Below are 20,216 nucleotides of genomic sequence, written 5' to 3'. Positions count from 1 at the left end.
CCGCTAGGGCCTGTCCGGCGGATCTTGGCGGATCAGCCTGCGGCGTCCGGTGCCGTACATCGCAAGGCGGAGAATCGTCCTCGTACCGGGTCGTACAAGGATGATTCGACAACGCAGCGAGGTGCGGTGTCGGGCGTCGCAGGCCCGCCAAGATCCGCCGGACAGGCCCTAGACGGTGGCCGCCACCGCGGCCCTGCCCGCCCGCCGCCCGGAGAATATGCACCCGCCGAGGAACGTCCCCTCCAGCGAACGGTATCCGTGCATGCCGCCCCCGCCGAAGCCGGCCGCTTCCCCGGCCGCGTACAGCCCGCCCAGCGGCTCTCCGCGCCCGCCGCCGGCGCCGGACGCCGTGCCGACCGCCGGAGGCGCGAGCACCCGCCCGTCAAGGTCCGTCTCCAGCCCGCCCAATGACTTCCGCGTCAGAATGTTCAGCCGCACGGCGATGAGCGGGCCGGCCTTCGGATCGAGCAGCCGATGCGGGGACGCCGTACGGATGAGCTTGTCCCCGATATAGTTCCGCGCCCCGCGAATCGCCGTGACCTGCAGATCCTTTGTGTACGTATTCGCGATCTCCCGGTCCCTCGCCTCGATTTCACGCCGCAGCGCCCGCTCGTCCACCAGGTCCTCCCCCGTAAGCGCGTTCATGCCCCTCACAAGTGCGCCGAGTTCGCTCTCCACGACGAAGTCGACTCCGTGGCGCTTGAAGGCCTCCACGGGCCCGGGAGCCCCGGGCAGCGCGCGTTTGAGAACCTCCCGCACACTGCGCCCGGTGAGGTCGGGATTCTGCTCGGATCCCGAAAGGGCGAACTCCTTCTCGATGATCTTCTGCGTGAGGACGAACCATGTGTATTCGTGCCCGGTGCGCATGATGTGTTCGAGGGTGCCAAGCGTGTCGAAGCCGGGAAAATAGGGCACGGGCAGGCGTTTTCCGGTCGCGTCGAGCCATAGCGACGAGGGGCCGGGCAGAATGCGGATTCCGTGCCTGGCCCAGATCGGGTTCCAGTTCTCGATGCCCTCGGTGTAGTGCCACATACGGTCGCCGTTGATACCGGAGGCGCCCGCCGATTCCGCGACGCCGAGCATCAACCCGTCGACATGCGCGGGAACGCCGGAGAGCAGTTTCTTCGGAGGTGTGCCGAGCCGCTCGGGCCATGCCGCGCGCACCAGGTCGTGGTTGCCGCCGATTCCGCCGCTGGTGATGACGACGGCCTGCGCCTTGAGGGCGAATTCGCCCGCGACCTCCCGTGAACTGGCCGTGCCCCGCTGCGCGTCGCTGGCCGCCAGCACCTCGCCGGTGACACCGTCGACGGCGCCGCCGGTCGTACTCAGCCCGGTCACCCGGTGCCGGAACCGCAGTTCGACGCGCCCCCGGGCGACCGCCTCCCGCACCCGCCGCTCGAACGGCTCGACCACGCCGGGACCCGTACCCCAGGTGATGTGGAAACGCGGCACCGAATTGCCGGGACCGGTCGCCAGGAAACCGCCGCGCTCGGCCCAGCCGACCACCGGGAAGAGCCGCAGCCCCTGCGCACGCAGCCAGGCCCGCTTCTCACCGGCGGCGAAGTCGACGTAGGCCTGCGCCCATTGCCGCGGCCAGTGGTCCTCGGGCCGGTCGAAACCGGCTGTTCCCAGCCAGTCCTGGAGCGCCAACTCCGTACTGTCCCTGATCCGCATCCGGCGCTGCTCGGGCGAGTCCACGAAGAAGAGCCCGCCGAACGACCAGAAGGCCTGCCCCCCGAGCGACGCCTCCGGCTCCTGGTCGACCAGGATCACCTTCCGCCCGGCGTCCGCCAGCTCGGCGGTGGCCACCAGCCCCGCGAGACCCGCACCCACCACGACGACGTCCGCGTCCAGTGCCATCCGCCCGCCTCCTGCTCCCGCGCCCATTACCCACGACCTACTCGGTGGTAATGCACGTTACGCGAGCCACCCCCGCCAGGTCAGTGCCCCTGCACGCGCTCCCGGGCTGCTGCCACCGCCCGCAGGCGCCCGGCTCATCGGATGATCAACCGCCATCTCATCTCACCGTCGTGCCACTCGTCCGTGGCGGTGAGCCCCGCCGCCGCGGCCACCGCGGCGGACGCCCGGTGATCGGGGTGAACGTGCGCGACCACCGCCGCCACCCCCTGCTCGCCGAGCCACCCGACCAGCCCACGCGCGGCCTCGGTCGCGATCCCTCGGCCTTGCCACGGCCTTCCCACCACCCACGCGATCTCCGCCTGCCCACCGGCGACCGTCGCCTGCACCGTCCCGGTCAGACGATCCGCGGAATTCAGCCGCACCACCCAGTTGCACCACGACACCCCGGGCTCCCCCGACCCGGCGGCCAACCGCTCGTACCGCGCCCGCAACTCCTGCGCGGTCCGCGGCGCACCGCCGATGAAGGCGTGCAGGTCCGGGTCGCCCAGCACCTCGGCCATTTCCTCGGCATATTGCGCCGCCAACGGCACCAGCGTCAGCCGCCGCGTCGCAATGACCCCCGCTTCCACTCCCCGCACCCCGCCTCCCCGCCACAGGCCCGCCGCCGATCACCCGCACCTCCCCGGGACCGTACGCCCCGGCGGCCGCCCGGGTGCGCCGAGGCACTTCGGGGGCGCACGGGAGTGAAAAGTTGCTGGCCGTGCGGGCGCCCCGAAACATGGGTGGAGTGAGCGACGGCGCGTACCTACGGTTTCCGCACCTGCACGGCGACATGCTCTGCTTCGCCGCGGAGGACGACCTCTGGGTGGCCCCGCTGGGGCCGCCGGGCGGCTCCCCCGGGCGTGCGTGGCGGGTGACGGCCGACCGTACGCGGGTCGGGCCGCCGCGGCTGTCACCCGATGGGGCGACGATCGCCTTCACGACCTGGCGGAGCCTGGACCCTGAGGTGTATCTGGTGCCGTCCGACGGCGGCACCGCACGCCGGCTGACGTACTGGGGCAGCGCCGACACACGGGTGTGCTCATGGACTCCCGACGGCCACGTACTGGCGGTCTCCTCCCACGGGCAGCCGTTCTCCTACTTCACCTGGGCGCACAGCGTGCCGGTCGAGTGCGGCCCCGGCGGACCGCTGCCCTGGGGGCCGGTGTCGGACATCGCCGTGCGCGACGACGACGCCGGCGGCGAGCGCCGCACCCTGCTGCTGACGGGCACGCCGCCGCACGAACCGCACGCGTGGAAGCGCTACCGCGGCGGCGCGACCGGACGGCTGTGGCTGCACGGTGAGCGCCTGGTGCCGGACATCGACGGGCACCTCGCGTCGCCGATGTTCGTGGCCGGCCGGATCGCTTTCCTGTCCGACCACGAGGGCATCGGCAACCTCTACTCCTGCCTCCCCGACGGCACCGACCTGCGCCGCCACACCGACCACGCCGACTTCTACGCCCGCAATGCGGCCACCGACGGCGAGCGTGTCGTCTACCAGTGCGCGGGCGACCTGTGGCTGGTCGAGGACCTGGCCTCGGCCGACGCCGTCCCGCGCCGCCTCGACATGCGCCTGGGCGGCGCCCGCAGCGGCCGCCGCCGGTATCAGGTGCCGGCGGCCTCCAACCTCGACGGCCTGGCCATCGACCCGTCCGGTCGCGCCAGCGCTGTATGCGTACGCGGCAGCCTGTACTGGCTCACCCACCGCGACGGGCCGGCCCGCACCATCGCCGACGACGCGGGCGCCCGGGTGCGGCTGCCCGCGATGCTGGGCGACACCGGCCTCGTCGGCTACGTCACCGACGCCGAGGGTGAGGACGGCATCGAGCTTGCCCCCCTCCCGGGCCGCGCCTCCCGCGCCCTCAGCCGCGGCCCGGAGACGGCCGCAGAGGCGGCCGCGGCGGCCGCCGTCGTGGACGCTGCTCCGGACTCCGTCGAGCCGTCCGGCGCCCCGGCGGACGCGGGCGCGGGGGCGAGTGCGGGGGCGGGTGCGGGGGCGGGTGCGGGGGCGGGTGCGGTTCCGGTGGGCAGCGCGCGGTCGCGTACGGCGGGGGGCGATGATCATATTCCGGCGGGCGATGATCATACGAAAGCGGGCGATCATCGTATTCCGGCGGGCGATGACCACATGATCAGAACCGGTTCCACCCGGGTGGCCTACGTCGACGGCGCCGTCACCCTCGCCGCCGCCGGCGGCGGAGACAGCGGCCCGCCACCCGGCGACAGTTCCGACGCGGTCACCCGTCTGGCGGTGGGCCGCCTGGGCCGCGTACTGGAACTGGTGTCGTCACCCGACGGCGGCACCCTGGCGGTCGCGTCGAACGACGGCGGCCTGCTGCTGGTGACCACCGGCGTGGCTACCGACGCGAATTCCGACGGGGGCGGCGCGACCCGCTACGACGACACGGACCCCGGCACCGCGGACGTCACCTTTGAGGAGCAGAACCCGCCCGGCACGGTGAAGGAGCTGATCCGCTCCACCAACGGGCCGGTCCGCGACCTCGCCTTCTCCCCCGACTCGGCGTGGCTGACCTGGTCCCATCCCGGCGTCGGCCGCTCCCTGCGCTCCATCAAGATCGCCCGATTGTCCGACCACACGATCATCGACGTCACCAACGGGCGCTTCGAGGACGAGCAGCCGGTCTTCACCCGCGACGGCCGCTATCTGGCCTTCCTGTCCTGGCGCGGTTTCGACCCGGTGTACGACGTCCATACCGGCGACCTGTCGTTCCCGCTCGGCTGCCGCCCGTATCTCGTGCCGCTCAACTCGGCCACGCCGTCCCCCTTCGCCCTGCCCGTCGACGGCGGCCCGGTCGGCAGCGCCAGCGGCAGCGGCCTCGACCCGGGCGAGAGCGGCGGCGACAGTGACGGCCCGGTCGTCGTCGAGGCGGAGGGCCTGCCCAGCCGGGTGACGCCCTTCCCCGTGCCCGCGTCGAAGTACTCGTCACTCGAACCGGTGCAGGGCGGCCTGGTCTGGATGCGCTGGCCGATCTCCGGCGCCCTCGGCGAGACGTTCGTCAATCCCACCGACCCCTCCTCCCGCCCGAGCCTGGAGTTCTTCAACCTCGGCAAGTCCAAGAAGACCGAGCTGGTCCACCACATGGACTGGTATTCCGTCAGCGGTGACGGCCGCCGGCTCGCGGTATATGACGAAGCCGAACTGGCGGTGCTGCCCGCCAACGAACGCGGTGACGACGACACCACCGTCTATGTCGACATGCGCCGCATCCTGCACGAGGTCGACCCCGGCGCCGAATGGCGGCAGTCCTATGCCGAGGCGGGCCGCCTGACCCGCGACTACTTCTGGGCGCCGGACATGTGCGGCGTGGACTGGCCGGCCGTCCTTGACCAGTACCGCCCGCTGGTGGACCGGGTGGCCACGCCGGACGAGTTCGCCGACCTGCTCCGCGAAGTGCTGGGCGAACTGGGCACGTCCCACGCCTATGTCGCCGCCGCCCGCCGCAACGAAGGGCCGCCGCACTACCAGCGCCCCATCGGCCTGCTCGGCGCCGACTTCCAGCACAACAAGGACGGCACCTGGACGGTGGTCCGCATTCTGCCGGGCGAGTCGTCGGACTCCAAGGCCCGCTCCCCGCTGGCGGGCACCGGCATCCGCGAAGGAGCCGTCCTCACCCACGTCGACGGCCGCCCGGTGGACCCGCACGCGGGCCCCTTCCCGCTGCTCGCGGGCGCCGGCGGCACCACCGTGGAGCTGACCTTCCGCCCGCCGGGCGGCCGCGGCGCACCCCGCCGGGTGGCCGTCGTCCCACTCATCGACGACCGCCCGCTGCGCTACCAGCACTGGGTCGCCAAACGCCGCAAGGTCGTGCGCCGGCTCAGCGGCGGCCGGTGCGGCTATCTGCACATCCCGGACCTGGGCGGCTCCGGCTGGGCGCAGTTCAACCGCGACCTGCGCAAGGAGGTCGCCTACGACGCCCTGCTGGTGGACGTCCGCGGCAATGCGGGCGGCAACATCAGCGAACTGGTCATCGAGAAGCTCACTCGCACGGTCCTGGGCTGGGACCTCACCCGCAACGCCCAACCCGTCTCGTACGCGAGCAACGCACCACGGGGCCCGATCGTCGCCATTGCCGACGAAGCCACCTCCTCCGACGGCGACATGATCACCGCGGCGTTCAAACTCCTCGGCCTCGGCCCCGTGGTGGGCCTGCGCACCTGGGGCGGCGTCGTCGGCATGACCGGCCGCCACCGCCTGGGCGACGGCACCGTGATCACGGTGCCGATGAACGCCGCCTGGTTCGACGCCTACGGCTGGTCGGTGGAGAACCACGGGGTCGCACCCGACATCGAGTGCCTGCGTACGCCGCTGGACTGGGCTGAGGGCCGCCACGGCCAACTCGACGTCGCCGTACGCACCGCCCTGACCCTCCTCTCCCAGCACCCCGCGGCCACCCCTCCGGACCTCTCCACCCGTCCCGACCGCGCCCGGCCGCCACTTCCCCCGCGCCCGCCCGCGACGCCGCTCTGAGGCCGTCCTCGCACCCCGGCCTGCCGGTCGCACCGCGGACGTGGCAGCCTCCTCGCAATGGACACTCACGGCAGCGGCAGCAGGGCACGGGCCGCCTGGCCGCGTTCGGTGGACGAGGCCTTGGCCGAGCAGGAGCGGATGCGCGGTCTGGCGGATCTGACCTCGCCGGGCCCGGCGCCCGGCAATGTACGGCTGGTTGCGGGCGTGGACGTCTCCTACGCCAGGCAAGGCGACGCCCTCGTGGCGGCGGCCGTGGTTCTGGACGCGACGACGCTGGAGACTGTCGAGGTCGCGCTGGTCGAGGGGACGGTGACCTTCCCGTACGTACCGGGTCTGCTGGCATTCCGCGAACTGCCCCCGGTCATGGCGGCGCTGGAGAAGCTGACGTGCGGACCGGACCTTCTGGTGTGCGACGGCTACGGCGTCGCACATCCCCGCCGGGCAGGCCTGGCGGTGCAGCTGGGCGTGCTGACCGGACTTCCGTGCTTCGGCGTCGCGAAGACCCCGTTCGTCTTCGGCCACCAGGAGGTCGGCGAAGAGCGCGGCTACGGCGCCGCGTTGACGTCGGACGACGACGAGGTGGTGGGCCGGGTGCTGCGCACACAACCGGGCGTCAAACCGGTGTTCGTCTCGGTGGGCCACGCGATCAGCCTGGACCACGCCTGCGCCCATACCCTCCGGCTCGCCCCCCGATACCGGCTTCCGGAGACCACCCGCAGGGCCGACCACCTCAGCCGCGAACGCCTGCGCGCGATCACGCTCTAGACCGGGCGCCACGAGCCGGACAGCGAAGAAGGGGCGCCCCGAGGGGCGCCCCTTCCCTGTGTCACGGTATTCGCGCGACTATCTCGAGGCGCGACGTCAGCTCCAGTCGTCCTGGGGCTCGTCGTTCGAGTCCTCGCCCATCCGGCGAGCCCGCTCCTGGCCTCGCTGAGCCGGCTCGTCGACACGGCCGCCCGAGCGCTCCGGGGCTTCCTGCCCGGCGCGCTGCATGCCCTCGTCGGCCTGCTCGGAGCCCTGACGGCGGGCCGTCTTGGCCTTGTCGGCGTACTCGCTCGCCTTGTTCCTGATGTCGTCCATACCGCCCATGATTACTCCTCCTGGAGTGTGTGGGGATGCGGCCTCGACCAGACTTACATGGGGTGACAACCAGCGCATCCTGGGGCAATCAACTGCCAATCGCCCCAGGTCAGCGGCACTTTGTCGTCACAGAACGTGATGACCGGCGGCGCGGGCCGACTCGTCGGCGGCACCTCCCCGCCCGACAAGACCCCGGTGTATTCCCGCGTTGCGGGCCAGCGCGGGCGCCGCCCGCCGCATTTCGCGCCGCCCGAGGGCCCCGCCGATGACCGACGGCAGCGCGCCCCGCACCGACTGCATGCCGCGCAGCCACCACTGGGCATAGACGTGCGGCGAACGCCGCGCGATACCCGCCGCGATGCGCTCCACCGCCGGCTCCAGCGGATAGGTGCGGTTGGCCGGCCACGGCAGCCGTGCGCGCAACTCCCGCAGGACGTCGTCCTCGTCGGCGCCGCGCACCATGTCGGTGTCGGTCCAGCTGAGATATCCGACGCCCACTGCCACGCCGTGGTGGCCGACTTCCGCGCGCAGGCTGTGCGCGAAGGCCTCCACGCCCGACTTGCTCGCGCAGTAGGCCGCCATCATCGGCGCGGGGGTGATCGCAGCGAGCGAGGCGATCTGCAGCAGGTAGCCGCGCGATTCGAGCAGCGCCGGCAGAAAGGCGCGGGCGGTGGCGATACTGCCCAGCAGGTTGACCTGGATGACGCGGTCGAAGGCGTCGGGGTCGGACTCGAGGAACGGACCGCCCGTCGCCACACCGGCGTTGGCGACGACGACGTCGATCCGGCCGAATTGCGTGACCACTTCGGCGGCGACCCGGGCCATGGCGGCCCGGTCGGTGACGTCCGCGGTCCAGCAGGCGGCGTCGCCGCCCAGCGACGCGGTGACCTGCTTGAGCTCGTCCGGCTCCAGCCCGACCAGGGCCAGCCGCGCGCCGCGCGCGGCGAGCTTGCGGGCCAGCAACTCGCCCACCCCGCGGGCGGCGCCTGTCACCACCACGACCTGACCCTGTACCGATGACCGGCTCATGCGCTCTTCTCCTCGACTACGGCGTCACCCTGTCCGGCGACGGCGTCGACATCGGCGTCAACCTCGGTGGACGGCACTGCGTGGGCGGCGGCCAGCTCACGTATGACGGACGCCACCGCCTCCGGGTCCTCGATCGGCGTCATATGGCCGAGCCCGGGCAGTTCGGTCAGGCCCACGCAGCGCGGCAGCACCTTCGCCATCTCGCGGGCGTGCACTTTCGGCGTGAGCTTGTCATGCGTGCCCACCAGCACGGCGGTGGGCACGTCCAGCGCGGCGATCTCGGTGTCCAGGTCGAGAACGGCAAGCACCCGCCCCCACGCGGCCCGCTGCCTGGCTTTGCAGGCGTGCACGATCCGCGCGGTGAAGGCCGCCTGCTCCCTGGTCGCAGCGGCCCCCAGGACGCCGTAGGCGAAGGCCTTGCGCGACATCGGGGTGATCGGCCCGAGCGGCAGCCGCGAGACCAGCAGCTGCCGGTGAAAGAACCGCCGCAGCCACCGGGACGAGAACCGCGGCGGCAGCACCTCGGTCGAACCGAGCAGCCGCCCGCTGCCGGTGCTCGCCAGCAGCACCGCGGCCGTACGGCTGGTGACGGCCGCCCGCCCGAACGCCGCCATGATCGTCATACCGCCCATGGAGTGCCCGACCAACACCGCCCGTTCACCCTCCGGGGGCACCGCTTCCAGTACGGCTTCCAGATCATCGGCCAGCACAGCGGTGCCGTAACCCGTGCGGGTGAGCGGAGCCGCGCTGCGACCGTGACCTCGCTGGTCGTAGGCGATCACCCGGAAATCGGACGAGAGCAGCCGTATCACCGGCGCCCAGAAGAGGGTCGAGCACGTCCAGCCGTGTGCCAGGACGACGGCCGGCCCGTCGGCGCGGCCGAATTCCTCAACATGGACGCGGGTTCCGTCCGCCGACACCACGTGCAGCGTGCGCCGCGCGGTCACCGCTTCGTATGAGAGCGTCATGACGCGACCTCCGCCGGGATCGTACGATCGTCGCCCACCGGTGAGACGTCACCCGCGGCGGGTGCGATCAGATCGTATTCGGAGATTTTCAACTGCTCGGTCGCACGGCGGAATTCAGCGGTGGTGCCCGGCCACGCCGTGGTGTTGCGCCCGTTCGCGTCCAGATACCAGCTCTTGCACCCGCCGGTGTTCCAGACCGTGCGCGCGGCGCGGCTCTGCATCTCCGCGTTCCACGCGGCCACTGCGGCGGGTTTGGCGTCCAGCGCCGCGGCGCCGGTGCGCGCCAGGGTGCGCATGTAGTCGGCGACGTAGTTGAGCGATGATTCGATCATCAGGATCATCGAGCTGTTACCGAGGCCGGTGTTGGGGCCGATGATGAGCAGCAGGTTCGGGAAGCCGTCGACCGTGCAGCCACGCAGCGCCGCCATCCCTTCCTTCCAGTGCTCGCCCAAGGTGCGCCCGTCCGCGCCGATGACGCGGTCGCCGATCGGCATGTCGGTGACGCGGAAGCCGGTGCCGAAGATGATCGCGTCGACCTCGCGCTCGGTTCCGTCGGCGGTGACCACCGAAGAGCCCCGCACCTCGGTGAGCGCGGCGGTGACGACCTCGGTGTTGGGCTGCGCGAGCGCCGGATAGTAGGTGTTGGACAGCAGGATCCGCTTGCAGCCGATCGTGTAGTCCGGGGTGAGCCGGGCGCGCAGCGCCGGATCCTTGACCGACCGCCGCAGGTGGGCGCGGGCGATGCGCTCCGCCGCTTTCATCAACCGGGGCCGCTTGACGAAGGCGCCGACCTGGAATTCCCTGATCAGCCACAGCAGTCCGCGCCTGGCCTTCGCGGTGCTCGGTACATTGCCGTGGAGCCAGCGCTCCGCGCCGCTGACCGCGCGGTCGACACGCGGCATCACCCACGGCGGGGTGCGCTGTATGACGGTCAGGCTGCGGACCTCGGGCTGGATTGACGGCACGATCTGGATCGCCGACGCCCCGGTGCCGACCATGGCGACGCGCTTGCCCCTGAGGTCGTAGTCGTGGTCCCAGCGCGAGGAGTGGAAGACCGGCCCGGGGAAGTCCGCGATACCGGGGATGTCGGGGGTCTTCGGGTCGGACAGCGGGCCGGTCGCCGACACCAGGACGTCCGCGGTCAACTTCCCGGCTGCCGTGGTCACCTCCCAGCGCCGCGCGGCGGCGTCCCAGCGCGCCTGCTGCACCTCCGCGCCGAAACGCACATGCGGACGCAGCCCGAAGGTGTCCGTGACACGCTCCAGGTACGCCCGGATGTGCTGCTGCCCGGAGAAGGCGCGCGGCCAGTCCGGGTTGGGGGCGAACGAGAACGAGTAGAGGTGCGAGGGCACGTCGCAGGCGCATCCCGGGTAGCTGTTGTCGCGCCAGGTGCCGCCGACGGCATCGGCCCGCTCCAGGATCACGAAGTCGGTGATCCCTTCGCGCCGCAGCCGTACACCTGCTCCCAGACCGCCGAATCCGGACCCGATCACCGCTACCCGCACGTGTTCGCGGTTGTCGTCGTCCATGGCACCGCCTTTCCTTCCCCGTCCGCATCCGGGGACCGCGACCGGTCCAACCGAACTGCAGAACACCTTGCCATTAATCACTGGCATTGTTGGGACTGTAGGGCACGGCAGGTTACCTGCGGTAGGGGGTGGGCGGAAATCGCCCGCAGAACCGCGCCCGGTCCGCGCCCGGTCCCACCAGCCGGCGATGCACGCCCGGCGTCCGCGAGGGCGTCCGGCACGGACGGCGCGCGGACCGGCACTGTGCGCCGCCCGCCCGCAAAGACCCGACCTGATGAGGGGTAAGGAGCGCCGCACCAGGACGGAGACACTTACGCCAGCGCATAGGCTGGGCGGGTGAACGACCGCGTGGACGACACGAGCTCAGCCGATGACGCCGGCGCACGCTCCGGCGGACAACCCAGCGCGCGCGAATACCGAGTGGAGGAGCTGGCGGAAGCCGCCGGTATACCTGTCAGGACACTGCGCTTCTACCGCGAGCGCCGCCTCCTTCCGCCGCCGCGCCGCGACGGCCGTATCGCCTGGTATTCCGAGAGCCACCTCGCCAGGCTGCAGACGATCGCCGCGCTGCTGGAACGCGGCCACACCCTCGGCGGCATCGCCGAGCTGATCACCGCGTGGGAGAACGGCCGCACCCTCAACGGCGTCGCCGAACTGCTCGGCCTCGGCGGCACCCTCGCCGCCCCCTGGTCCGACGAGACCCCGGTCGTCCTGACCCCGCAGGAACTGGCCGACTACTTCGGCGAGGACGCCAGCCCGGAGAACCTGACCGCGGCGCTGGAGATCGGCTACATCTCCGTGGCGGGCGAGAGCGCCCTGCACACCAGCCGCCGCCTGCTCGACGTGTCGGCCGCCCTCGTGCACGAGGGTGTGCCGCTGGCCGCGGTCCTTGCCGCCGGCCGGGAGGTACGCGGTCACGTCGACGCCATTGCCGAGCTGTTCACCCAGGTCGTCAAGACGCACGTGCTCGGGCCGCTGGACGACGTGCCCCCCGAGCAGGCCCACCGCATCTCCGACGCGATGCAGCGCCTCCGCCCGCTGGCCAAGGACATCGTCGACGCCGAGATGTCGCTGGCCATGGAGCGCCGGGTGCGCATCGAGATCGAGGCGTGGCTGCGCCGCCAGGCGGCCGCCACGGGTTCCGGGGCCGGCGCAGCACACCCCGAGCCGTCGGCCGCGTCGCGGGGCCCGCAGCGGCCGGCGGAGGACGACTGAAGCGCCGTACCGCGAGCGCCGCGCCCGGCGACCTGCAAGAGTGGAAAACAGCGACCCCTGGGAGGTGTCCCCCCGTGCAACAGCCACACGACGCCAGTGCGGAGCAGGCCATACTCGGCCGCATCAGCAAGATGGTCGCCGACGAGAAGGTGCTACGCGACCTGCTCGCCGACGCCGGACCGGAAGGCGCCGAAGAACGCGCGCGCCTGACCGCCCTGGAACACGAGCTCGACCAGTGCTGGGACCTGCTGCGGCAGCGCCGCGCCCTGTCCGAGGCGGGCGAGGACCCAGGCGCCGCCCGCGTCCGCCCGTCCTCGACAGTGGAGGGTTACCGGTCGTGACGAATCCCGGCGCAATAGGCGACGGCGCGGCGCTGAGCGTCACCGACGACCCGCGGGCCCGCCGCTACGAGGCCAGGCTCGGCGACGAGCTGGCCGGTACGGCCGCGTACATCCGCACCCCCGAGGTGATCGCCTTCATCCACACGGAAGTGGGTGACGCCTACGAGGGCCGCGGGATCGGCTCGGCATTGGCCCGCACCGGCCTGGACGACGCCCGTGCCCAGGGACTGCGGGTACTGGCGATCTGCCCGTTCATTGCCGGGTGGCTCGCCAGGCACCCGGAATACGACGATCTGCAGTTCGTACCGGAGAGCAGCGTCTCCGACTGACCACCGCAGCCAGGGCCGAGCCCTGACAACGACCGGCCGCACCCCCGACCTCGATGTCGTTTTCCCGCCAGACCAGGACGATGACGAGGGGCGATGCTGGAGGGGTGCATACGGACTTCGACGCCTGCGTTCGCGCCGTCCAGTCGAAGGACGCCCGATTCGACGGGTGGTTCTTCACTGCGGTGCTGACCACCCGCATCTACTGCCGGCCGAGCTGCCCGGTCGTACCCCCCAAGGTCGAGAACATGACCTTCTACCCGAGCGCCGCCGCAGCGCAGCAGGTCGGCTTCCGCGCCTGCAAGAGGTGCCGCCCCGACGCCAGCCCCGGCTCACCTCGGTGGAACGAGCGCGCCGACATGGTCGCCCGCGCCATGCGGCTGATCGCCGACGGCGTGGTGGACCGCGACGGCGTACCGGGACTCGCCGCCCGGCTCGGCTACAGCGCGCGCCAGGTCGAGCGCCAGCTGCTCGCCGAGCTGGGCGCGGGCCCCCTCGCCCTGGCCCGCGCGCAGCGCGCCCAGACCGCGCGGCTGCTCATCGAGACCACCACCCTGCCGATGGGCGAGGTCGCCTTCGCCGCCGGCTTCTCCAGCATCCGCACCTTCAACGACACGGTCCGCGAAGTCTTCGCCCTCGCGCCGGGCGAACTGCGCGCCAGGGTCGCCAAGGGCCGCCCGGCGGCCCCGGCCGGCTCCATCGCGCTACGGCTGCCCTTCCGCCGCCCGCTCACCCCGGACAACCTGTTCGGCCACCTCGCGGCGACCGCGGTCCCCGGCGTCGAGGAATGGTGTGCGGGGGCGTACCGCCGCACCATGAGCCTGCCGCACGGCGCCGGCATCGTCGCGCTGCGGCCGGAAGCCGACCACATCGGCTGCCGGCTGTGGCTCACCGACTGGCGCGACCTCGCGCAGGCGATCAGCCGCTGCCGCCGGCTGCTGGACCTGGACGCCGACCCCTTGGCAGTGGACGCCCTCCTGTCCACCGACCCGGTGCTCGCGCCGCTGGTGGCCAAGTCGCCGGGCCGGCGGGTGCCGCGGGTCACGGACGGGGCAGAATTCGCGGTTCGCGCGGTGCTCGGGCAGCAGATCTCGACGGCCGCGGCCCGCACCCACGCCGGGCGTCTGGTGGCGGCCTACGGCGACCCGGTCAACGACCCCGCCGGTGGCCTCACCCACCTCTTCCCGTCCTCCGACGCACTCGCGGGCCACGACCCGGCTGAGCTGGCGATGCCCCAGACCCGCAGGGACACCCTGGCGGCGCTACTGGGGGCCCTGGAAGGCGGCGGCCTCGACCTGGACGTCGGCAGCGACTGGCAGCGCGCACGGGCACAGCTGGGGGCCCTGCCGGGCTTCGGGCCGTGGACGGTCGAGACGATCGCCATGCGGGCGCTCGGCGACCCCGACGCCTTCCTGCCGACCGACCTGGGCGTCCGCTATGCCGCCCGCGACCTCGGCCTGCCCGCCACGCCGGCCGCGCTGACCCGGCATGCCGCGGCCTGGCAGCCGTGGCGGGCCTACGCGACGCAGTACCTGTGGGCGACGGGCGATCATCCGATCAACGTCCTGCCCACCGATCACCTCCTACCGGAAGGCATTTCCCAATGACGACGACGGCTTCCACGACCGCGGCCGCGACACTCACCGCATCCGCTCATACGATCATGGACAGTCCGATCGGCCCCCTCACGCTGGTCACCCGTGCGGGTGGCCTCGCGGGCCTGTACATGACGCAGCATCGGCACATGCCGCCCGAGGAGACCTTCGGCCTGCGGGTCGACGCAGCCCACTCCCCGGTCCTGGCACGTACCGCCGAACAGCTGACCGCGTACTTCGCCGGTGACACCGCCGCCTTCAACATCGACTTGTCGACATCGGGCACCCCGTTCCAGCGCCGGGTCTGGGCGGCCCTGCTCGACATCCCGTACGGCGAGACCGTCTCCTACGGCGAACTGGCCGCGGCTCTGGGCCAGCCCACCGCCTCCCGCGCGGTCGGCCTCGCCAACGGCAAGAACCCGATCAGCATCATCGTCCCCTGCCACCGGGTGGTCGGCGCCGACGGCAGCATGACCGGATACGGCGGCGGGCTGGAGCGCAAGCGCTGGCTGCTGAGCTTCGAAAGGGGCGCCCACCAGCCCCTCCTGGGCTGACGTCAGCACGCACACCCGCGGGGCCGAGCGTCAACCCGACGCCCCGCAACTCACCCCTCGGCCATGACGGCGCTCACCGTTTCGGGTGATGCGCCGAGGTCGCTGCCACCGTCACCGCCGTCGCCCGCGGTGTCGCCGGAACGTCGCCGCCGCCACCAGCCGTAGCCGCCGAGCGCGACGATCCCGAGCAGCGACAGTCCTGCGACGCCCTCCCCCTGGTGCAGCCCAGGCGGGCTGAAGGAGCAGGACACCGACGTGGCGCTGCCGTCGGCGGGCAGCGGCACGGCCAGCAGACCCAGGTAGGACCGTCCGGCGCGTGCACCGCCGTCGCCCGCCGAGCACTGCCACCCGGCGATGGCCGGCGCCGCGACGACCGCGAACCCACGCGAGCCCCGAGGCAATTGCGCGGTGATGCCGTCGTCGGTCACGTGCTCGGAGGTCGCGGCGGTCGCATTGATCCGCTGTTCGGCGGCGGCCAGCTTGCCCGTGTTCAGGCAGCCGACGGCGTCGGTTTTGAACGTGCTGTTCTCCATGACGCGCATCGACAGCGACACATGGCCGTCTCCCGGCGCGTCCCAGACGTGCTCGGCCGCGGCCCGCCGGGACGTCAGGCGCCCCGTGAAGCGGATGTTCGGGCCACCGGGCACCTGCACATGGCTGAAGACGCTCGGCGTGTACAGATAGACCTGGTCACCCGCCGGGCACGTCGCTTCGAGCTTGTACGTGCTCCGCTTGGGATCGGCGTAACCGCCCACCACGTGGAAGCGGTCGTTCTTCGGCAGCACCTGGTTGCCGTCCCCGTCGTGCAGGACGATCGGGCCCGGCGTGTCGTAGACGCTGTGGCCGAGCAGCAGTTCCTGGTTGCTGTACGGCGAGTCGCCATAGCCGGACGCGGGCTTGGAGGGGTGCACGGTGACAAGCGGCGGCACCTGTTGCCGGGTGATGGTCGACGGCGTCCTGGCCTGCGGGTTGGCCGGCTCGTGCGGATCCAGCGGCTGGTGGGAGCGCGCCCCGACGGAGAAGATCACATCGGTGACCGGGCTGTCGAGACTCTGCAGCGACCGGCCGTGCGAGGTCCAGCCGCCGCCGAGCGACGCCAGCGTGTAGGTCCAGATGTCCGGCGTCAGGCTGCTGTAGTAAGCGGCGCCCTGCCCGCCGACCATCATCGGGTCGTTGCCGACGGTCTGCTCACGGCCGGGTTCGGTGCGGTACTGAGGCCAACTGTCGGCCGACGCGATGGCCGCCGCTTGCGAGTCCTGACGGCTGCCCCAGGGGGCGTAGTCGTCGAGCAGTTCGATGCGCTTGCGATCGGACCAGGCGTTGGTGAAGGCCGACTGTCCGATCTGCACAACAAGCAGCGCGATGACCGCGGCCACCACCAGAGCCCTGCTGCGTACCAGTTCGGCACGCCTGAGCAGCAGCAGCGCACCGACCGCCAGCACCAGGCCGACGCCGAACAGCGGGTATGTACCGCGGCTTGTCACACCGTTGTCGGCTCCGATGGCGGCCAGCGCCACCACGCCCATCACCGCGGCGCCCCAGGCGATCTGCCGCAGCTTCGGCAGGCCGTGCGCCAGCCCGAGCCAGGCCGCGATGATCATCACACCGCTGAGTACGAAGGTCTGCCGGTAGGAGCTGCCGTTGGGAGTGGCGAACGCGTGCCACGCCAGGTGCGTCGGCTTCAGTTGCATCGACACCGTCACCGCCAGCACGAGACCGGTCCACACCAGACGGGTGCGCCGCGGCACCCCGGGGTGGAAGGGCAGCACGAAGGCCAGCAGCAGCGCGGCGGTGTCGAGATACACCGCCGGCGTCGCGAAGGTGTACGTGCCGGGCAGCAGCCGCCCGACGATGTCGGCCCAGGACACGGGGTGGAAGTCCTGGACCGCGCCCGGATACGCGAGCTTCGTGCCCTTCACGATCGTCAGCAGCAGCGGCGCGGCCAGCCCGATACCAAGCGCCATGGACCGCGACGCGCGACCGATCGTCGTGATCCAGTGCCGCCGGGTGGCGTCGGGTTCCATCAGCAGCAGGGCGATCAGCACCAGGGCGGAGCCGATCGTGGCCATGTAAGCGATGTAGAAATTCGCCGTCCAGCCGAGCGCGACCACCGCGACGGACAGGAAGGGCCGCCGCCCTGCCCGCGCCCATTCCACGACCATGCAGAACAGCGGGAAGGCGATCAGGCCGTCCAGCCACATGGTGTTGTACGACGCCGCGGCGACCGTCCAGCCGCACATCGCGTACGACGCGCCGAGCAGTCCTGCGGCCCACCAGCGCCCCGGCCGCAGCGTCAGCAGCAGGCAGGCCATGGCCGCGGCCGCGGCACCGATCTTCATCACGGTGATGACGTAGACGGCGAGGTCGATGCGATCCCGCGGGAAGAGCGCGACGAGCAGGGCGAACGGGCTGGAGACGTACGTGCCCAGGTCCGGCAGGAAGCTGGTGCCGTAACCGGACTGCCAGTTCAGCAGCAGCCCGCCGTCGGCCTTGCCGTGCAGCAGGTCCCACAGATGGGCGTGGTACGGCACGAACTGGTTGCCGAGGTCGTTGACGCTGCGCGTGTGCTCCCCGAAGGGATAGCTGTGGGCGAACGCGTCGCCGACACAGAAGGCCACGATTGCGGAGACGGTGCCGAGCAGCGACGCCCGCAAGCGGTCGATTGCGCCGGGGGAGATCTTCTGGACTGCCATCGCTTGATTCCCCCGCAGCGCGCACGCTCTTGGTGATCCGGTGATGTGTCGCCAGATCGTAAGCACGTAAGCCGATCGGAATGGTGGCGGCCATCGGACGAGCGGGTGAACAAGGAACGCCCTGCCGGTGATTCGCACATCGTGTGCGAACCGTCCGGCAGGGCGCTCACCCGCACGGGTGAGGTGCGGCTCAGATCACGGCGGGTTCCCGTTCCTGCTCGGCAGCCGGCCGCGGCTCGACGGCGAGGTTCTTGCGCAGTTGCTCGCCCTCCACGTCGACGTTGGGCAGCAGACGGTCCAGCCACCGCGGCAGCCACCATGCGGCCCGTCCGAGCAGCGCGAGCACTGCGGGCACGATGGTCATACGAACGATGAATGCGTCGAACGCCACCGCAATTGCCAAGCCGAATCCCATCATCTTGATCATCGACTCAGACGATCCGATGAATCCGGCGAAGACGCTGATCATGATGACCGCGGCCGCTGACACCACCCGTGCGCCATGGGTGAACCCCGTGACGACCGCCTGGCCCGGCCTCTCGCCGTGGACGTACGCCTCGCGCATCCGGGTGACCAGGAAGACCTCGTAGTCCATCGCGAGACCGAACACCACACCGATCATGAAGATCGGCATCATGCTCATGATCGGCCCGGTCTGCTCCACCCCGATCAGGCCGGCCAGCCAGCCCCACTGGAAGACCGCCACGACGGCGCCGAGCGCCGCGAGCACCGACAGCAGGAAACCGAGCGCGGCCTTGAGCGGCACCAGCACCGAACGGAACACGATCATCAGCAGCAGGAAGGCCAGGCCGACGACGAGCGCCAGGTAGGGCACCAGAGCGTCGTTGAGGCGCTGCGAGACGTCGATGTTCATCGCGGTGGTACCGGTCACCAGCACCTCGGCTCCGGTGGTCTTCGTGAACTCACCCGAATGGCCCCGGATGACGTGCACCAGGTCCTCGGTCTGCGCGCTGCTCGGCTTGGACACCGGCACCACGCTCAGCGTCGCGGCATCACCCTTGGGGTTGAACGCCGGTTCGGTCACCGTCTTGACGTCGGCGAAACCGGAGATCGTCTTCTTGACCTGCTGCGCCGCCGCCTTCGGGTTGTCGCTGTGCGAGCCGTCGACCACGACCATGAGCGGCCCGTTGAAGCCCGCGCCGAAGCCGTCGGACAGCATGTCGTACGCCTTGCGCTGAGTGGTGCTGACCGGCTGCGAGCCGTCGTCCGGCAGGCCGAGCTGCATGCTGCTCATCGGGACGGCCGCGAGTCCGAGAGCGACCACCCCCGCCAGCAGGAACGGCACGCGCCGCCGCACCACCAGCCGCGCCCAGCGGGTTCCCACGTTGGGCTTGCCGTCGGCGACCGCCCTGCCCTTGCGCACCTTGCGGGTGAGCACCTTGGGGCCGGCGAAGCCGAGCAGCGCCGGTATCAGGGTCAGGGCGACGAGCACGGCGATCGCCACGGTGCCGGCCGCCGCGAGGCCCATCTTGGAGAGCATCGGGATGTTGACGACCGACAGGCCCGCCAGGGCGATGAGCACGGTGAGACCCGCGAAGACGACCGCGGACCCGGCTGTACCGACCGCGCGCCCTGCCGCGTCCTCGCCCTCGCGGCCCTCCATCAGCTCATGACGGTGGCGCGAGACGATGAACAGGGCGTAGTCGATGCCGACCGCCAGTCCGATCATCGACGCGAGCGTCGACGACGTACTGGACAGGCCGAAGGTGGTCGCCAGCGCAGTGATCGACGCGATACCGACGCCGACACCCATGATCGCGGTCAGCAGCGGCAGCCCTGCCGCCACCAGCGAACTGAACGTGATCAGAAGGACGACCGCGGCAATACCGACGCCTATGACCTCGCTGTTGCCGGTGGACGGCGACGCCTGCAGCGCGGTACCGCCCGCCTCGACGGTCAGCCCCGCGTCCCTGCCGTGCTGGGCGGCGTTCTCGATCGCCGTGTGCGTGGCATCGGTGATCTCGGCGGACTTCGCCTGGTAGGTGACCGTCGTGTAGGCGGTGGTGGCGTCCTTGCTCACCGCGTCGGCGGTGTACGGATCGGCGGCAGTGGCCTTCTGCGGGCTGTTCCCCAGCTCGGCGACAACCTTCTCCACCGCCGCCTTGTTCGGCCCTGCGGTGACCTTCTGGCCGCTCGGGGCCTTGAAGACCATGCGCGCGCTCGCGCCGTCGGCATTCGTCCCAGGGAAACGTTCATGCAGGAGGTCGAAGGCCTTCTGCGCCTCCGTGCCCGGCACCGTGAAGTTGTCAGCCGGCGCGGACGGCGCGGTGGCGGCACCGACGCCGGCGGCGGCCAGCAGAGCGATCCAGACGAGGACGACGTATCGCCGTCGCCGGAAGGCGAACCGGCCCAGTTTGTAGAGGAATGTGGCCATGGAGGCAGGGGCTCCGTCAGGAAGGGTCGGAAATGGGCGTGTGGAACCAGCCCGACGACGAGAGCGGCGTGTCAGGTGGGGCGGGTCATGAGGTATTCAT

The 20,216-nt window shown here is 71.4% G+C and carries 15 protein-coding genes; 7 read left to right on the top strand and 8 right to left on the bottom strand.

Going from position 1 to position 20,216, the window contains the following annotated elements:
- Window positions 1–168: 168 nt before the first annotated feature.
- Together BUE44_RS13715 and BUE44_RS13710 are read right to left on the bottom strand one after the other, a co-directional pair.
- Window positions 169–1,860 (bottom strand): FAD-binding dehydrogenase, encoded by a 1,692-nt coding sequence (locus BUE44_RS13715; protein WP_073497799.1) that lies wholly within the window; start codon window positions 1,858–1,860, stop codon window positions 169–171.
- 134 nt (window positions 1,861–1,994) lie between these two features.
- Window positions 1,995–2,498 carry a GNAT family N-acetyltransferase gene (locus BUE44_RS13710; RefSeq protein ID WP_073497797.1) on the bottom strand — a complete coding sequence of 168 codons (504 nt, stop codon included), beginning with the start codon at window positions 2,496–2,498 and terminating at the stop codon, window positions 1,995–1,997.
- Window positions 2,499–2,638: 140 nt separating this feature from the next.
- On the opposite strand from BUE44_RS13710, the gene BUE44_RS13705 reads away from it, so the two are divergent.
- Together BUE44_RS13705 and BUE44_RS13700 are read left to right on the top strand one after the other, a co-directional pair.
- Window positions 2,639–6,391 (top strand): S41 family peptidase, encoded by a 3,753-nt coding sequence (locus BUE44_RS13705; RefSeq protein ID WP_073497795.1) that lies wholly within the window; start codon window positions 2,639–2,641, stop codon window positions 6,389–6,391.
- 57 nt (window positions 6,392–6,448) lie between these two features.
- Window positions 6,449–7,156, top strand: a complete 708-nt coding sequence (locus tag BUE44_RS13700; RefSeq protein WP_073497793.1) for an endonuclease V — start codon at window positions 6,449–6,451, stop codon at window positions 7,154–7,156.
- Window positions 7,157–7,252: 96 nt separating this feature from the next.
- On the opposite strand, the gene BUE44_RS13695 is transcribed toward BUE44_RS13700, so the two are convergent.
- The 4 genes from BUE44_RS13695 to BUE44_RS13680 all read right to left on the bottom strand — a co-directional run bounded on the left by BUE44_RS13695 (window position 7,253) and on the right by BUE44_RS13680 (window position 10,997).
- A complete protein-coding gene (locus BUE44_RS13695) occupies window positions 7,253–7,480 on the bottom strand; it encodes a hypothetical protein (protein ID WP_073497790.1) in 228 nt (75 codons plus the stop codon).
- Between the two features lie 117 nt (window positions 7,481–7,597).
- Window positions 7,598–8,500 (bottom strand): SDR family oxidoreductase, encoded by a 903-nt coding sequence (locus BUE44_RS13690; RefSeq protein WP_073497788.1) that lies wholly within the window; start codon window positions 8,498–8,500, stop codon window positions 7,598–7,600.
- The gene (locus tag BUE44_RS13685) at window positions 8,497–9,468 is read right to left on the bottom strand and encodes an alpha/beta fold hydrolase (protein ID WP_073497786.1); all 972 of its coding nucleotides are present in this window, start codon (window positions 9,466–9,468) and stop codon (window positions 8,497–8,499) included. The genes BUE44_RS13690 and BUE44_RS13685 overlap by 4 nt, the downstream gene beginning before the upstream one ends.
- Window positions 9,465–10,997, bottom strand: a complete 1,533-nt coding sequence (locus tag BUE44_RS13680; RefSeq protein ID WP_073497784.1) for a flavin-containing monooxygenase — start codon at window positions 10,995–10,997, stop codon at window positions 9,465–9,467. Before BUE44_RS13680 ends, BUE44_RS13685 begins: the two co-directional genes overlap by 4 nt.
- Before the next feature lie 420 nt (window positions 10,998–11,417).
- On the opposite strand from BUE44_RS13680, the gene BUE44_RS13675 reads away from it, so the two are divergent.
- From BUE44_RS13675 to BUE44_RS13655, 5 genes are all read left to right on the top strand, one after another.
- Window positions 11,418–12,212: a MerR family transcriptional regulator gene (locus BUE44_RS13675; RefSeq protein ID WP_073498060.1), complete on the top strand. Its 795-nt coding sequence runs from the start codon at window positions 11,418–11,420 to the stop codon at window positions 12,210–12,212.
- Between the two features lie 74 nt (window positions 12,213–12,286).
- On the top strand, window positions 12,287–12,553 hold the full coding sequence (locus tag BUE44_RS13670) for a DUF2630 family protein (RefSeq protein ID WP_073497782.1): 267 nt from the start codon (window positions 12,287–12,289) through the stop codon (window positions 12,551–12,553).
- Entirely contained in the window at window positions 12,550–12,882 is a 333-nt protein-coding gene (locus tag BUE44_RS13665) for a GNAT family N-acetyltransferase (RefSeq protein WP_235002121.1), read from the top strand. Before BUE44_RS13670 ends, BUE44_RS13665 begins: the two co-directional genes overlap by 4 nt.
- Window positions 12,883–12,986: 104 nt before the next feature.
- Window positions 12,987–14,486, top strand: a complete 1,500-nt coding sequence (locus tag BUE44_RS13660) for an AlkA N-terminal domain-containing protein (RefSeq protein ID WP_200804409.1) — start codon at window positions 12,987–12,989, stop codon at window positions 14,484–14,486.
- A 56-nt stretch (window positions 14,487–14,542) separates the two neighbouring features.
- Complete coding sequence (locus tag BUE44_RS13655; protein WP_322940036.1) at window positions 14,543–15,028, top strand: methylated-DNA--[protein]-cysteine S-methyltransferase; 486 nt, start codon at window positions 14,543–14,545, stop codon at window positions 15,026–15,028.
- Window positions 15,029–15,078: 50 nt separating this feature from the next.
- On the opposite strand, the gene BUE44_RS13650 is transcribed toward BUE44_RS13655, so the two are convergent.
- Both BUE44_RS13650 and BUE44_RS13645 read right to left on the bottom strand, forming a co-directional pair.
- Window positions 15,079–17,721, bottom strand: coding sequence for a YfhO family protein (locus tag BUE44_RS13650; RefSeq protein ID WP_107415708.1), 2,643 nt, complete (start codon window positions 17,719–17,721; stop codon window positions 15,079–15,081).
- Between the two features lie 190 nt (window positions 17,722–17,911).
- Window positions 17,912–20,116 carry an MMPL family transporter gene (locus BUE44_RS13645; RefSeq protein WP_073497775.1) on the bottom strand — a complete coding sequence of 735 codons (2,205 nt, stop codon included), beginning with the start codon at window positions 20,114–20,116 and terminating at the stop codon, window positions 17,912–17,914.
- Between the last annotated feature and the right edge of the window lie 100 nt (window positions 20,117–20,216).

It is taken from the genome of Actinacidiphila paucisporea (genome assembly GCF_900142575.1).
GTDB lineage: Bacteria > Actinomycetota > Actinomycetes > Streptomycetales > Streptomycetaceae > Actinacidiphila > Actinacidiphila paucisporea.
Note: the sequence above shows the minus strand (reverse complement) of the source record. Positions and strands in the feature narration are given on the sequence as shown.